The sequence below is a fragment of the Streptomyces sp. 5K101 genome, from assembly GCF_046506645.1.
In the GTDB taxonomy this organism is placed as follows: domain Bacteria; phylum Actinomycetota; class Actinomycetes; order Streptomycetales; family Streptomycetaceae; genus Streptomyces.
The window spans coordinates 257,906-270,665 of the sequence record NZ_JBKFFO010000005.1 but is presented as its reverse complement, the minus strand read 5'-3'; the positions used below and the strand labels follow the sequence as shown (position 1 = coordinate 270,665).

The following is a 12,760-nucleotide window of genomic DNA, read 5'->3' as shown; positions in this document are numbered from 1 at the left end:
GTTTCTTACGCCGGCTTCTCCTCCAGGCGCGGGAACAGCACCGCGCCCTTCGTCACCGTCGTGCCGGCCGGGAGCCTGCCCCACTCGCTCGCGTCCTGGACCCGCTGGTCGGCCAGCGCGCCGAGGACCGGCTCGGCGCCGAGCGACTCCCAGAGCTTCTGGGACGTCTCCGGCATCACCGCGTTCAGCAGGACCGCGACCGCGCGCAGGGACTCGGCGGCGGTGTAGAGGATCGTCGCCAGGCGGGCCCGGCCCTCGTCCGACTCGTCCTTGGCGACCTTCCAGGGCTCCTGCTCCGTGATGTAGCCGTTGACCTGCTTCACGAAGTCGAAGATCGCCAGGATGCCGCCCTGGAAGTCCAGCTCCTCGCCGATCTTCCGGTCCGCCTCGGCGACCGCCTTGGCCAGACCGTCCTGGACGGCCTTCTCGGCGTCCCCGGCGGCCGTGGCCTCCGGCAGCTCGCCGCCGAAGTACTTGCCCACCATCGCCGCGACGCGCGAGGCGAGGTTGCCGTAGTCGTTGGCGAGCTCGGAGGTGTAGCGGGCGGTGAAGTCCTCCCAGGAGAACGAGCCGTCGCTGCCGAAGGCGATCGCGCGCAGGAAGTACCAGCGGTAGGCGTCGACGCCGAAGTGCGAGGTCAGGTCCTGCGGCTTGATGCCGGTCAGGTTGGACTTCGACATCTTCTCGCCGCCGACCATCAGCCAGCCGTTGGCCGCGACCTTGCCGGGCACCGGCAGGCCCTGGGCCATCAGCATCGCGGGCCAGATCACCGCGTGGAAGCGCAGGATGTCCTTGCCGACCAGGTGCACGTTCGCCGGGAAGGTCTCCTCGAACTTCGCCGGGTTCTCGTTGTAACCGACCGCGGTCGCGTAGTTGAGCAGCGCGTCCACCCACACGTAGATGACGTGCTTGTCGTCCCACGGGACCGGGACGCCCCAGTCGAAGGTGGAGCGCGAGATCGACAGGTCCTGGAGGCCCTGCTTGACGAAGTTCACGACCTCGTTGCGGGCGGACTCGGGCTGGATGAAGTCCGGGTTCGCCGCGTAGAAGTCGAGCAGCTTCGGGCCGTACTCGCTGAGCTTGAAGAAGTAGTTCTCCTCCTTGAGGATCTCCACCGGCTTCTTGTGGATCGGGCACAGCTTGGTGCCGTCCTCCGCCTCGATGAGATCGCCGGGGAGCTTGTACTCCTCACAGCCCACGCAGTACGGGCCCTCGTACCCGCCCTTGTAGATCTCGCCCTTGTCGTACAGGTCCTGCACGAACTCCTGCACACGGTCCGTGTGCCGCTTCTCCGTGGTGCGGATGAAGTCGTCGTTCGCGATGTTCAGGTGCTCCCAGAGGGGCTTCCACGCCTCCTCGACGAGCTTGTCGCACCATGCCTGGGGCGTGACGTTGTTCGCCTCGGCCGTGCGCATGATCTTCTGACCGTGCTCGTCCGTGCCGGTGAGGTACCACACCTTCTCGCCACGCTGACGGTGCCAGCGGGTGAGCACGTCGCCTGCGACGGTCGTGTAGGCGTGGCCCAGGTGAGGAGCGTCGTTGACGTAGTAGATGGGGGTCGAGACGTAGTACGCCTTCGCCCCCTGCTTCTCGGATCCAGTGGCCGCCATGGTCGAAATCCTATCGGCCCCGTGAAGATCGACTCACACGCATAACGCGGGGCCGCCCCACGACGCCCGACGGCCGGGCCGCGCGGTGTGCGCGGCCCGGCCGTCGGGGTGTCGTTCACCGGCCCGGGTCAGGGGCGCCAGGTCCCGAGGAGGCCCTGGAACACCTCGGCGTCCGGCAGCTCGGCGGGCGCGGGGCCCGCGTGGAAGAATGCGGCGTTGTCGGCCTGGAGCTTGCGGAGGTAGTCGAACGCCTTCGCGTCGTGCTCGCCGAACGCCACGAACTGCCAGAAGACCGGCCGGTCGGCGGCGGCCGTGAGGGCGGCGGTGGCGGCGGTCTTGGACTCGGGCGCGCCGTCCGTCTGGAAGATCACGAACGCGGGGGCGTCCGTGGCCGCCTTTGCGTGCAGGGCGAGGACCTCCTCGACGGCGAGGTGGTAGTTCGTCCGGCCCATCCGGCCGAGCCCGGCGTGCAGCTCGTCGACGCGGCCCTCGTGGGCGTCGAGGGTGAGCTCTCCGGTGCCGTCGATCTCCGTCGAGAAGAAGACGACGTCGACGGTGGCGCGCTCGTCGAGGTGCGCGGCGAGGGCGAGCGCCTGCTCGCCGAGGCGCTGGGCGCTGCCGTCCTTGTAGAAGGGCCGCATGGATCCGGACCGGTCGAGCACGAGGTACACCCGTGCGCGTACGCCGGTGAGCCCGGCCTTCTTGAGGGCGGCGCCGGCGGCCTTGTACGCGTCGACGATCCGGGGCGCCCGCGAGGTGACCCGCGCGAGCGGGGTGGCGGCCTTGCCGCCTCCGGCGGCGGGAGCGATGTCCTCGGCCTCGACCGGGCCGCCCAGCCCGACCGCCTCGACGTCGCTGGTGACCTCCGGCTCGGGGGCGTCGGCCTCCGGCTGGGGGGTGGTCTCGGGCGCGGTGTTGACGGTCTCGGGGGTGGTCTCGGGCGCGGCGTTGACGGGCTCGGGGGTGGTGTCCTCGGCCGCGAGGGAGTCCGAGGCGATGTCTTCCGCGGGCGCGGCGGCTTCGGACTCGGCGGCGGGGGTTTCCTCGGCGGGGGGCACCTCCGCAGCTGTGGCGTTGTCGGTGGGGGCGTTGTCCTGCGGCTCGGGGGTGGTCTCGGGCGCGGTGTTGACGGGCTCGGGGGTGGTGTCCTCGGCCGCGATGGAGTCCGAGGCGACACCCTCCGCGGGCTCGACCGCGTCGGCCTCCGGCTCGGCCAGGGCGGTCTCGGGCGTGACGTCCTCCGCAGGTGCGGCGGCCTCCGGCTCGGCCGGGGCGGTCTCGGGCGCGACGTCCTGCGCAGGCGCGGCGGGCTCCGGCTTGACGGGCTCGGGCGCGGCGGCCTCCGAAGCCGTGACGTCCTCCGCAGGTGCGGCGGCCTCCGGCTCGGCCGGGGCGGTCTCGGGCGCGACGTCCTCCGCAGGCACGGCGGGCTCCGAAGCAGCGGCCGGCTCGGGCGCGGTTGTCGTCGGCCGCGGCTGGACGGGGAAGCGCGGGGTGGGGTTGTCGAACGCCGCCGAGACCAGGTCCGCCGCCCGGTCCCCCGCGGTCTGGGCCGGCACCGTCGGCGTCTCCGCCGCTTCCGTGCGCTCCGTCTGGGCCGGAACGGAGGTCGCCGCCGACTCCTCGCGCCCCGCGCCGCCGGCGCGATCGCGGCCGAACACCTTGCGCAGCAAGCTCCGAATACCCATGGGCGGGGCCTTTCGCATGAGTTGGGTGCGGTGACTGTCCGCTCTGCAGATGTTCCCCCCGGGCAACGCGGGCCAGGGCGGACACGTAAGGTTAGCCGCCGCCCGTCGCGGCCTCGGGGAGGGCACCCGCATGCCTCGCCCACACACGTCGACCGCGCCTCGTGCGCGCCCCATTCATCCCTCGTTCACCTCGTGTCCTCCGCCGGGCAGATGAGTGCCCTTAACGTCACCGCCGGAATCAATCCGACACCATGTCGGCGCGGGATGCGCCGAAGGAGGACGACGTGCGCAAACTGCTGCCGCTTCTCAACACCACCCCGCACGCGGGGGGACGTTCCGCGCTGACCTGCCGCTACCGCTGCGGCGACGCCTGCTTCCACGAGGTTCCCAACACCAGCGACAACGAGTACGCCGGTGACGTCATAGCGAGCGCGCTGTCGCGCCGTTCGATGATGCGTGCCGCCGCCGTCGTCACCGTCGCCGCTGCCGCCGGCGGCGCCGCCGTCGTGCAGGGCGCCGCTCCCGCCGAGGCGGGCGAAACCGGCCTGCCGCATACGCCGGGCAAGACCGACGGCGCCCGCGGTCTGCGCTTCGCCCCCGTCCCCCCCAACAAGGACGACAAGGTCACCGTCCCCGCCGGCTACGAGCAGAGCGTCGTCATCCGCTGGGGCGAGCCCATCCTGCGCGGCGCGCCGGCCTTCGACCCGGACAAGCAGACCGCCAAGGCGCAGGCGGGGCAGTTCGGTTACAACAACGACTTCCTCTCCCTGCTCCCCCTCAAGGGCGAGCGGGGCCGCCAGGTCCTCGTCGCGAACCACGAGTACACGGACGAAGTCCTGATGTTCAAGGGCTACGACCCCGAGAACCCGACCCGCGACCAGGTCGAGATCGCCTGGGCCGCCCACGGTCTGTCGGTCGTCGTGGTCCAGGAGGAGCACCGCAGCGGCAAGCTGACCCCGGTGACGAGGCACCCGCTCAACCGCCGCCTCACCGCGACGAGCGAGTTCGAGCTCACCGGTCCGGCCGCGGGCTCCGCCCTGCTGCGCACGTCCGCCGACCCGTCCGGCACCAAGGTGCTGGGCACGCTCAACAACTGCGCCGGCGGCACCACCCCGTGGGGCACCACGCTCCACGGCGAGGAGAACTTCAACCAGTACTTCGCCAACGGGTCGTCCGCGACCGACAAGCGGTACGGCATCGGCTCCGGCGCCACCGAGCGCAAGTGGGAGCGTTTCGACAAGCGCTTCGACGTCAAGCAGGCGCCCAATGAGTCGCACCGCCACGGCTGGGTCGTCGAACTCGACCCGTACGACCCCGACTCGACGCCCCGCAAGCGCACCGCGCTGGGCCGCTTCAAGCACGAGGCCGCGCAGCCGCGCCTCACCGACGACGGCCGTCCGGTCGTCTACATGGGCGACGACGAGCGGTTCGACTACTTTTACAAGTTCGTCTCCAGCAAGCGCATGATGAAGGGCAGCTCCCGGCGCGCCCGCGAGCACAACCTCACGCTCCTCGACGAGGGCACCCTCTACGTCGCCAAGCTGACCGGCGACAGCCCGGTTGCCGAGATCGACGGCACCGGCAAGCTCCCGAACGACGGCGAGTTCGACGGCAGCGGCGTGTGGATCCCGCTCGCCACGGGCGACGTCTCGCACGTGCCCGGCATGACCGCCGAGGAGGTGTACGTCTTCACGCGCCTCGCCGGTGACAAGGTCGGCGCCACCAAGATGGACCGCCCCGAGGACGTCGAGCCGAGCCCCCGCACGGGTCGCGTCTACGTCGCGCTCACCAACAACAAGGACCGCGGCGCCGCCGGGAAGGCGGGCGCGGACGAGGCCAACCCGCGCAACAACAACAAGCACGGACAGGTCCTGGAGCTCGCCGAGCACGGGGACGACCCGGCGAGCGACGGCTTCGCCTGGCGCCTCTTCCTGGTCGCGGGCGACCCGAACGACCCGGCCACCTACTACGCCGGCTTCCCCAAGGAGAAGGTCAGCCCCATCTCCTGCCCGGACAACGTCGCCTTCGACCCGTACGGCAACCTGTGGCTCTCCACGGACGGCAACGCGCTCGGCTCGCACGACGGCCTGTTCGGTGTCGCGACCCACGGCGAGCGGCGCGGTGAGCTCAAGCAGTTCCTGACCGTGCCGACCGGCGCGGAGACCTGCGGTCCGATCATCCAGGACCGCCGCGTGCTGGTCGCGGTCCAGCACCCGGGCGAGGTCGACGGCGCGTCCGTCGAGAAGCCCGCGAGTTCCTGGCCCGACGGTCCGGGCAAGCTCGTGCGGCCGTCGGTCGTCGCGGTCTACCGCAAGGACGGCGGCAACATCGGCGCCTGATCCCCGAGGCGGTTCACGAGGTGGCGCCGAGCTGTGCCCGCCACCTCGTGAACTGCTCGGCCGCATCTCCCGTGTACGTCCACGGGAGATGCGCGGCCCGCGTCCCCAGCAGCTGGAACAGGCCGCGGGCCTCGTCCTTCAGCCCGGCGTAACAGGCGGCATGGGCAAGGTAGTTGAGCTCCCCGATCTCCTGCGGGAGCACCGGTCCGTCCGCCCGCCACAGGATCCACCGGTCCCAGGTGCGCCGGATCTCCACGACGGCCAGCTCGTGCTTCCAGTGCTGGTCCAGGCCGCGCACCACCCGCCCCTGGGCCGACTCGACGACATGGCGGTACTCCTCCGCCCGCGCGATCTGCACCAGCACCGGCAGCGGCGAGCCGGGAGGCGACGCCCCCGCCGCGTCGCGCGCGAAGTCGTACATCCTGCCGTGCGTGCCGTGCCAGCGCGCCGAGTGGTAGCGCATCAGCTGCACATGCCCTTCCACGTTGTACGGGTCACGCGCGCGCATCTCGTCCCACCAGCGCCGCAGTTCCCTGCGGGGCACCCCGTCCTCGTACAGCCGCGCCACCGTCAGCAGCGACACCCACGGCATGGGGTCGGCGGGGTGCAGGTCGGCGGCGTCGAGGCAGGCCCGCACGGTGAGGTCGAGCCGGTCGCGGTCGACCCCGCCGCCGCGTCCGGCGTCCCCGCCGCCACGTCCGGCGGCGATGGCCCGGTGGAAGGCCCGGACGACCTCGGTCGCCGCCGAGAGCACCGCGGCGTCGGGGCTGCCCGGCTCGGCGGCCCGCCAGATCCCCGTGGCGGACGAGCCGGCCGCGGCGTGGGCGAGCAGCCGGATCCGGTGGGTGCGCGACCCCCAGTCGTCGCCGGTGTCGCGCAGCAGGTCCCGTACGCCCTGCCAGCGGCCGATAACGATGTCGTCGAGGGCGTCGGACAGCGCCCGGTCCCCGTACGCGGGATCGAAGTCGGGGACGAAGCGGCGGCGAGCGGCCATGGGCGGCACTTCCCTCGGCGGTTCAGGGGCGATCTGACGATCGATCCGGCGATCATTGGAGGGATCCACGGCGACTGCGGGATCTACGGGTTCTACGCGGGTCACCGGACGGTCCGGCGCGGCGGTCGGAGCGGGGCGGTCAGTAGTCGGTGGCCAGCGCCTTTCCGGTGTAGTCGGGGCGGCGGCCGGACGTCCGGTCGCCGTAGTCGTCGTAGTCGTCCGGTGCGACGGGACGCGCGGCGTCGAGGGGGGCGGGCCGGTAGTAGGAACTGCCCTTGCGCCAATAGTGGATCATCGGCACGAGACCGGCGGCGAGTCCGCCGAGACCGATCGCGACCGACGCCCCGCTCAGCTCGCCCAGCGACTCGACGAAGATCCACAGCATGAACAGCGCGCCGAAGAGCGGCCACGCGCCGGCGAGCACGAAGTCGCGCACCGAGCGCAGCAGCGTCCTGCGGTACGCGACGACGGCGGCGATGCCCGCGAGACCGTAGTAGAAGGCGATCTGCAGCCCTATCGCGGCCACCCCGGCGGCGAGCACGTCGCCGACCGAGCCGAGGGCGACCGACGCCGCGAACATCATGAGCGCGACGGCACCGACGGCGGCGACCGCGGCCCACGGGGCGTGCCAGCGGCGGTGCACCCGCCCCAGCACGGCCGGCATCGTGCGGTCCCGGCCCATCGCGAACAGCGAGCGGGTCACCTGGATGAGCGTGGTCTCCAGGGTGGCGACGGTGGACAGCAGCACGGCCAGCACGAGGAGCCTGCCGCCCACGCCGGGCCAGACCGCCTCGCCGAGCGCACCGAACACCTGGGAACCGGCCGCCCGGACCTCCTCGGTCGTCAGGAGCATGTTGACCGCAACAGTGCACGCCTCGAAGAGGAGGAAGACGACCCCGACGCCGATCAGCGCGGCACGCCCCGCGGTGCGCCGGCTGTCGCGGGTCTCCTCGCTCAGGTTGCTGGTCACGTCCCAGCCCCAGAAGTAGAACGTGGCGATCAGCGCGCCCGAGGCGAATCCGGCGGGTCCGTCGAAGTGCGCGAAGCCGAACCAGGACCAGTCGAAGGCGACACGGCTGTCGCCGTGGACGAGCGCGGCTGCCACGAACAGCGCCAGGACGGCCAGTTCGACGCCGGACAGCAGGAGTTGGGCCCGCACGGTCAGCCGCGCGCCGCCGAGCACGACCAGCAGCATCGCGACGAACCACGCGGCGCCCACGGCCGTCGCGAGGGCCCTGTCGTCGGCGAGGTCCGGGTCGACGAGCGCGAGCGTCATCGCGCCGGCGGGCAGGGAACCGGCCACCATGAACAGCGTCGCGGAGACGACGAGCGCCCAGCCCGACAGGAAGCCGAGGAAGGGGTGCAGGGTGCGGCCGACCCACGAGTACCCGGCGCCGGCGTTGACGTCGAGGCGGCCCAGCCGGCCGAAGGCCAGGACGATGCCGAGCATGGGGATCGCGCAGTACAGCAGGGCCGCCGGTCCCGCGAGACCGACGGTGGTGACGAGGACGGCGGTCGTCGCCGCGATGGAGTAGGCCGGGGCGCTGCCCGCGACCGCCATGACGACGGTGTCGAACGTCCCGAGGACCCCTGGCCGAAGCCCTCTGCCGGAGCTGCTGTGCATGGAAAACTCCGAATACCCTTGTGCCGCGCGGAAGATGCGGGCACGTCAGAAGCGAACACCCGCGTTCGGAGGAGACGCCTCCGTCAAGGGGAGATCTCGTGCGCATCGTAGTCGGATGTGTGCGCTGTGGTGAGGGGGCGGGGTGCCCTCCCGCCCCGCGAGTGCTCCCCTCCGTGTCCCCCGGAGCCGTACAGTCGGTGACATGGCTGCAGAGGTATCGGACGAGGGGACCGTACGGGTCGACGCCTGGGTCTGGTCGGTACGGCTCACCAAGACCCGCTCGCAGGCCGCGGCGGCGTGCCGGGCGGGCCACGTGCGCGTCAACGGCGAGCGGGTCAAGCCCGCCCAGTGCGTGCGCGTCGGCGACCAGGTGCGGGTCTTCCACGCGGGGCGGGAGCGGCTGGTGGTCGTCTCGAAGATCGTGAGGAAGCGGGTCGGACCGCCGGTCGCCGCGACGTGCTACGTGGACAACAGCCCGCCGCCCCCGCCGAAGGAGTTCACCGCCCCGGCGGCGGTACGGGACCGGGGCGCCGGCCGCCCGACCAAGCGGGACCGCCGCGAGCTGGAGCGCCTGCAGGGGCTCCGCCCCTGGTCATGACCGGGGCGCGGGCGAGGCGATCGCCCGCGCCGCCCTGACCTCCTGGCGCAGCGGTTCCAGGACGCCCTTCTCGTCGCCCGGCAGGTCGGCACGCACCTCCACCAGCTCCTCGCTGGAGCGCAGCCCCTCGGCGAGTTGGCGCAGCTGTTCCTCGATGCCGGTGATCTCCGCGTCGCGCGGCGGCTCGGCCCCGTGGTCGACGCGGACCCGGGCCGCCGTCGTGGCGTCCACGACCCTCCCCCTGACTTCTTCGGGGGGACCCCCAGACGGCGACGACGAGCGGCCACCAGGCGGCGGCCCGTGCGCCGGTCGGCGGCGGCTCGGTCAGCGCCCGCTGGAACTCGGACCGCACGGACGACAGGTCCCGGTACAGCCGCCTGCGCCGGCGCACCCGTTCGCCCTGTCGGTGCCGCCCGCCGCGCCCACCGGTCCGAAGGCGCACGCCACGTAGTCCGCCGCGTCCTCCACGGCCTTGGCCAGCCGGTCCCCGATCCGGGTGTGCCAGCTCTCCGGCCACAGCAGGTATCCCGCCACCAGCGCGATCGCGCAGCCGATGAGGCTGTCCACGAGCCGGGGCAGTACGAGGTCGAAGCCCTGGTGGTTGAGCACGTCCGACAGCATGAGGATCACCGGGGTGATCGCCGCGGTCTGGAAGGCGTACCCCTTCGCCGAGAACGCCGGGATCAGCGCGGCGAGCACCATCATCACCGGCACGTCCGCCCAGCCGCGCGGCACGGCCGCCAGCACCACGGCCGCGACGAGCAGGCCCGCGGCCGTGCCCAGCGCCCGCAGCACCGCGCGCGAGAACACCGAGCCGAAGTCCGGCTTGAGGACGAACGTGACGGTGAGCGCGACCCAGTACGACCGGGTCACCGGCACCAGGGAGACGAACGCCTGGGCGATGCCGATGCACAGCGCGAGCCGGAGCCCGTACCGCCAGGACTCCTCGGACACCAGGACATTGCGCGCCGCCCGCCGGACGCGGACGCCGAGCGCCGCGGGCCTGCCGAGCCGGTCGTCGGACAGCGCGGCGTCGGCGTCCGGCCGGTGGACGACGGCCGACGCGTGCGCAGGGCGCGGTCGACGGCGCGGTCCGCCGGGCCCTCCGGATCGGGCAGCACCAGCTCGGGGGCCGTGCGGCGCCCGCTCTCGACCGCGTCCGCCAACTCCCGGACGGCGGCGGCCGTCTCGGGACGGCGCGAGGCGCGGCCGTAGCGGTGCGCCGCCGCGGCGGCCTCGACGAGCAGGTGACCACGTTCAGCTGGGCGAGCAGCCGCACCAGCGGCCCGCGCCGTCCGTGGTCGCGGGCGCGCCTGGCGAGGATCAGGTCGTAGGAGGTGTTGAGGGACTGGGTGACGTCCTGGCGCCGGTCGTCGTAGTCGTCCGTGCCCGCCGCGGCGAGCAGGCCGGCGACGCTGCGGTAGGTCGCTGCGACCGCGGCCGTCTCCGGTGCCCGGCCGCGCAGCGGCCAGCCCAGCAGGGTCAGTACGAGCACGAAGAGGCCGCCGGCCAGCAGCAGCAGCGGTGCCGTCCACCACGGTCCGGGCATCGGCAGCCCGGCGCCGACGACGGCGTTCAGCAGGAGCAGCAGGCCGGACACCGAGGCGACCGCGCCGATCGTCGAAATCATGCCGGAGACGAGCGCGACGAGCGTGAGCGCGCCGACCGCGGCCCAGCCCTGCCCGTACACGAGCGCGCCGAGCGTGACGCCGACGGCGCCGAAGAACTGCGGGACGGCGATGTTCAGAAGGCGCATCCGGTAGGCGTCGGCGGTGTCGCCGATGACGCCGGACAGCGCGCCCATCGACGCCAGCGCCCCGTACGCGGGCTGTCCGGCCGCGAGTCCGGCGGCCAGCGGCGCGGAGAGGGCGACGGCGGCCCGCGGGACGGGCGCGTCCTGCGGACGCAGCCCCCGGACCAGCCATTCGGGCGGGGTGAGCCGCCCCGCGCGCCCGCCTGCCACCGCCCCGCCCTGGAGATCCGCCATGGTGTCAACAGACCTCGAAAGGCACGTCCCGCGCAAGTGCGGCGACCGAACGCGCCGCGTCAGCTCTCGTAGTTCTCGACCTCGTCGGCGGGCTGCACCTGCGCCGTGTCGGGGTTGCCGCCGAACTCCGACTGCGCCCGCCGCCTGCGCAGCAGGTCCCAGCACTGGTCGAGGCGGATCTCCACCTCCCGGAGCCTGGCCTGCCGGCCCGGGTCGAGCCCGCCCTGCCGGATCGAGTAGTCGCGCAGGGCGCGCTCCTCCTCGACGAGTGAGCCGATGTCGTCGATGATCTGCTCGTCTTTCATGACAGCTCCCTGGTCACAGGACGAAGACGGTCGTGCCGCGCGCTCCTCGGGCGCGGCTCCGGGCGAGCGCGTCGGGCGCCTTCTCCGGCGGGAGCTCGGCCTACGGCGGCGTCCGCGGCGAACCGCCGGCCGCCGCGCCGACGAGGGCGTCGATCCGTCTCGACGAGGGGTGGAGCCGGAAGCCGACGCCCTCCACGTCGCCGGGCGGCGCGGCCGCCTCCCGCTCCCAGCCGGGTCGACACGGCGCGGCCGCGGGGCGTGGCCTCGCACCACGTCCCCACTCTGACGCCGCCGCCGGGCCGGCGCACGTCGTGCGGTTGCGGCGCGCGGTTGCGGTGGCACGAGGAGCGCCCGTGGCCGGTGCCGTCCGCCTACGCGTACCGGTACGTGCCTGACTTGCCGCCGGGGGCGCGCGGGTGTGCCCTGAAAGGTGACGGGGGTCGGAGGGAAGGAGTTCTGCGCCATGGCCACACAAGCAGCGATGCCGCGGCACCGGCGTCGGCGCCGGACGTCCGCACGAGCGCACCACGGCCCGCTCGGTCTGGTACTGCCCGCCCTGGTCGCCGTGACCGCCGGCATCTGGGCCGCGTCCATTCTGCGCTTCCAGAACGACGGCGTCGCCACCGGCGGTCAGTGGATCCTCGGCGTGGTCTGCGCGGTGGTGATCGGCGCGCTCGCGTTCGGGCTCGGCCGCATCCAGCACGCCCTGAAACGCGAGATGCGCGCCCTTGCGTACGGGGCGCTCACCGCGGCGATCATCGGTTTTCTGACCAGCCTGGCGGGCGGCAGCGTGCTCAGGGCGGCGGGGATCGGCGTCGCGGTCGGCGTGGGGCTCGGGCTCGTGACGTTCTACTACTACTACACGCACGAGTGAGGGACGCCGGGCCCGCGAGCGGCGTGAGTGCGACGGTCCGGGGGGCGCCCGGCTGACACCCCACCGCCCCGCCGGCCCGACCCTTCCTCGCGCCTCCTGACCGAGGGCCGCGGACAGGTGGAGGGAGGCGCATCGTGCGGGACGAGGACATGGCGCCGCTGCGCGTCGCAGTGATCATCGGCAGCACACGCGAGGGGCGTGTCGGCGACGGGGTGGGGCACTGGTTCGCGCGGCAGGCCGCACAGCGGGACGACCTGGAGCCGGCGGTCGTCGACCTGGCCGGCTTCGACTTCCCGGTCCGCTACCCGGACCGTCCCACCGCGCCCATGCGCGACTTCGCCGCTCAGGTCGGCCGCGCCGACGCCTTCGTCGTCGTGACCCCGGAGTACAACCGCTCCTTCCCCGCCTCCCTCAAGCAGGCCATCGACTACGCCTACGACGAGTGGCACACCAAACCGGTCGCCTTCGTCAGCTACGGCCACGGCTCACGCGGCCTCTACGCCGTCGAGCAGCTGCGGTCGGTGTTCACCGAGCTCCACACCGTGACCCTGCGCAACGGCGTGAGCGTCGACCTGCTCGCCGAATCGCCCGAGGACCGCGTCGCAGGCGTGACGCCGATGCTCGACCAGCTGCGGTGGTGGGGTCTGGCTCTGCGCGAGGCCCGCGCGCTGCGTCCTTATGCCTCATGAGGGCGCACATGCCTCATGAGGGTGCCGCCCGGGGCCGCCGATGAGTTCGCGC

General features: G+C 72.9%; 9 protein-coding genes and 1 pseudogene. 4 read left to right on the top strand and 6 right to left on the bottom strand.

The genetic code is table 11. The features are described from left to right. Positions 1-5 precede the first annotated feature (5 nt). Positions 6-1,610, bottom strand: a complete 1,605-nt coding sequence (gene metG / locus ACLB9X_RS12225; protein ID WP_410360322.1) for a methionine--tRNA ligase — start codon at positions 1,608-1,610, stop codon at positions 6-8. Positions 1,611-1,738: 128 nt separating this feature from the next. Then, positions 1,739-3,298, bottom strand: a complete 1,560-nt coding sequence (locus tag ACLB9X_RS12220; RefSeq protein ID WP_410360321.1) for a VWA domain-containing protein — start codon at positions 3,296-3,298, stop codon at positions 1,739-1,741. Positions 3,299-3,582: 284 nt separating this feature from the next. On the opposite strand from ACLB9X_RS12220, the gene ACLB9X_RS12215 reads away from it, so the two are divergent. Next, complete coding sequence (locus tag ACLB9X_RS12215; protein ID WP_410360320.1) at positions 3,583-5,637, top strand: PhoX family protein; 2,055 nt, start codon at positions 3,583-3,585, stop codon at positions 5,635-5,637. A 13-nt stretch (positions 5,638-5,650) separates the two neighbouring features. Here the strand turns inward: ACLB9X_RS12215 and ACLB9X_RS12210 are convergent, their stop codons facing one another. Then, positions 5,651-6,631 (bottom strand): hypothetical protein, encoded by a 981-nt coding sequence (locus ACLB9X_RS12210; protein WP_410360319.1) that lies wholly within the window; start codon positions 6,629-6,631, stop codon positions 5,651-5,653. 139 nt (positions 6,632-6,770) lie between these two features. Continuing rightward, positions 6,771-8,255, bottom strand: coding sequence for an APC family permease (locus ACLB9X_RS12205; RefSeq protein WP_410360318.1), 1,485 nt, complete (start codon positions 8,253-8,255; stop codon positions 6,771-6,773). 202 nt (positions 8,256-8,457) lie between these two features. On the opposite strand from ACLB9X_RS12205, the gene ACLB9X_RS12200 reads away from it, so the two are divergent. Beyond that, positions 8,458-8,853: an RNA-binding S4 domain-containing protein gene (locus ACLB9X_RS12200; RefSeq protein WP_410360317.1), complete on the top strand. Its 396-nt coding sequence runs from the start codon at positions 8,458-8,460 to the stop codon at positions 8,851-8,853. Here ACLB9X_RS12200 and ACLB9X_RS12195 read toward each other — a convergent pair. Then, positions 8,848-10,840, bottom strand: a pseudogene (locus tag ACLB9X_RS12195) (FUSC family protein). The gene ACLB9X_RS12200 and the pseudogene ACLB9X_RS12195 sit on opposite strands and share 6 nt — an antisense overlap. A gap of 59 nt (positions 10,841-10,899) precedes the next feature. Continuing rightward, the gene (locus tag ACLB9X_RS12190) at positions 10,900-11,145 is read right to left on the bottom strand and encodes a DUF2630 family protein (RefSeq protein WP_410360316.1); all 246 of its coding nucleotides are present in this window, start codon (positions 11,143-11,145) and stop codon (positions 10,900-10,902) included. Positions 11,146-11,608: 463 nt separating this feature from the next. On the opposite strand from ACLB9X_RS12190, the gene ACLB9X_RS12185 reads away from it, so the two are divergent. Together ACLB9X_RS12185 and ACLB9X_RS12180 are read left to right on the top strand one after the other, a co-directional pair. Then, positions 11,609-12,019 (top strand): hypothetical protein, encoded by a 411-nt coding sequence (locus tag ACLB9X_RS12185; protein WP_410360315.1) that lies wholly within the window; start codon positions 11,609-11,611, stop codon positions 12,017-12,019. Between the two features lie 149 nt (positions 12,020-12,168). Next, positions 12,169-12,708 carry an NADPH-dependent FMN reductase gene (locus tag ACLB9X_RS12180; RefSeq protein WP_410360532.1) on the top strand — a complete coding sequence of 180 codons (540 nt, stop codon included), beginning with the start codon at positions 12,169-12,171 and terminating at the stop codon, positions 12,706-12,708. Positions 12,709-12,760 lie beyond the last annotated feature (52 nt).

Bases quoted from the DNA above. Each gene is read 5' to 3' on its own strand.
- metG (WP_410360322.1), bottom strand. From the start codon at position 1,610: ATGGCGGCCACTGGATCCGAGAAGCAGGGGGCGAAGGCGTACTACGTC.
- ACLB9X_RS12220 (WP_410360321.1), bottom strand. From the start codon at position 3,298: ATGGGTATTCGGAGCTTGCTGCGCAAGGTGTTCGGCCGCGATCGCGCC.
- ACLB9X_RS12210 (WP_410360319.1), bottom strand. From the start codon at position 6,631: ATGGCCGCTCGCCGCCGCTTCGTCCCCGACTTCGATCCCGCGTACGGG.
- ACLB9X_RS12205 (WP_410360318.1), bottom strand. From the start codon at position 8,255: ATGCACAGCAGCTCCGGCAGAGGGCTTCGGCCAGGGGTCCTCGGGACG.
- ACLB9X_RS12200 (WP_410360317.1), top strand. From the start codon at position 8,458: ATGGCTGCAGAGGTATCGGACGAGGGGACCGTACGGGTCGACGCCTGG.
- ACLB9X_RS12190 (WP_410360316.1), bottom strand. From the start codon at position 11,145: ATGAAAGACGAGCAGATCATCGACGACATCGGCTCACTCGTCGAGGAG.
- ACLB9X_RS12185 (WP_410360315.1), top strand. From the start codon at position 11,609: ATGGCCACACAAGCAGCGATGCCGCGGCACCGGCGTCGGCGCCGGACG.
- ACLB9X_RS12180 (WP_410360532.1), top strand. From the start codon at position 12,169: ATGGCGCCGCTGCGCGTCGCAGTGATCATCGGCAGCACACGCGAGGGG.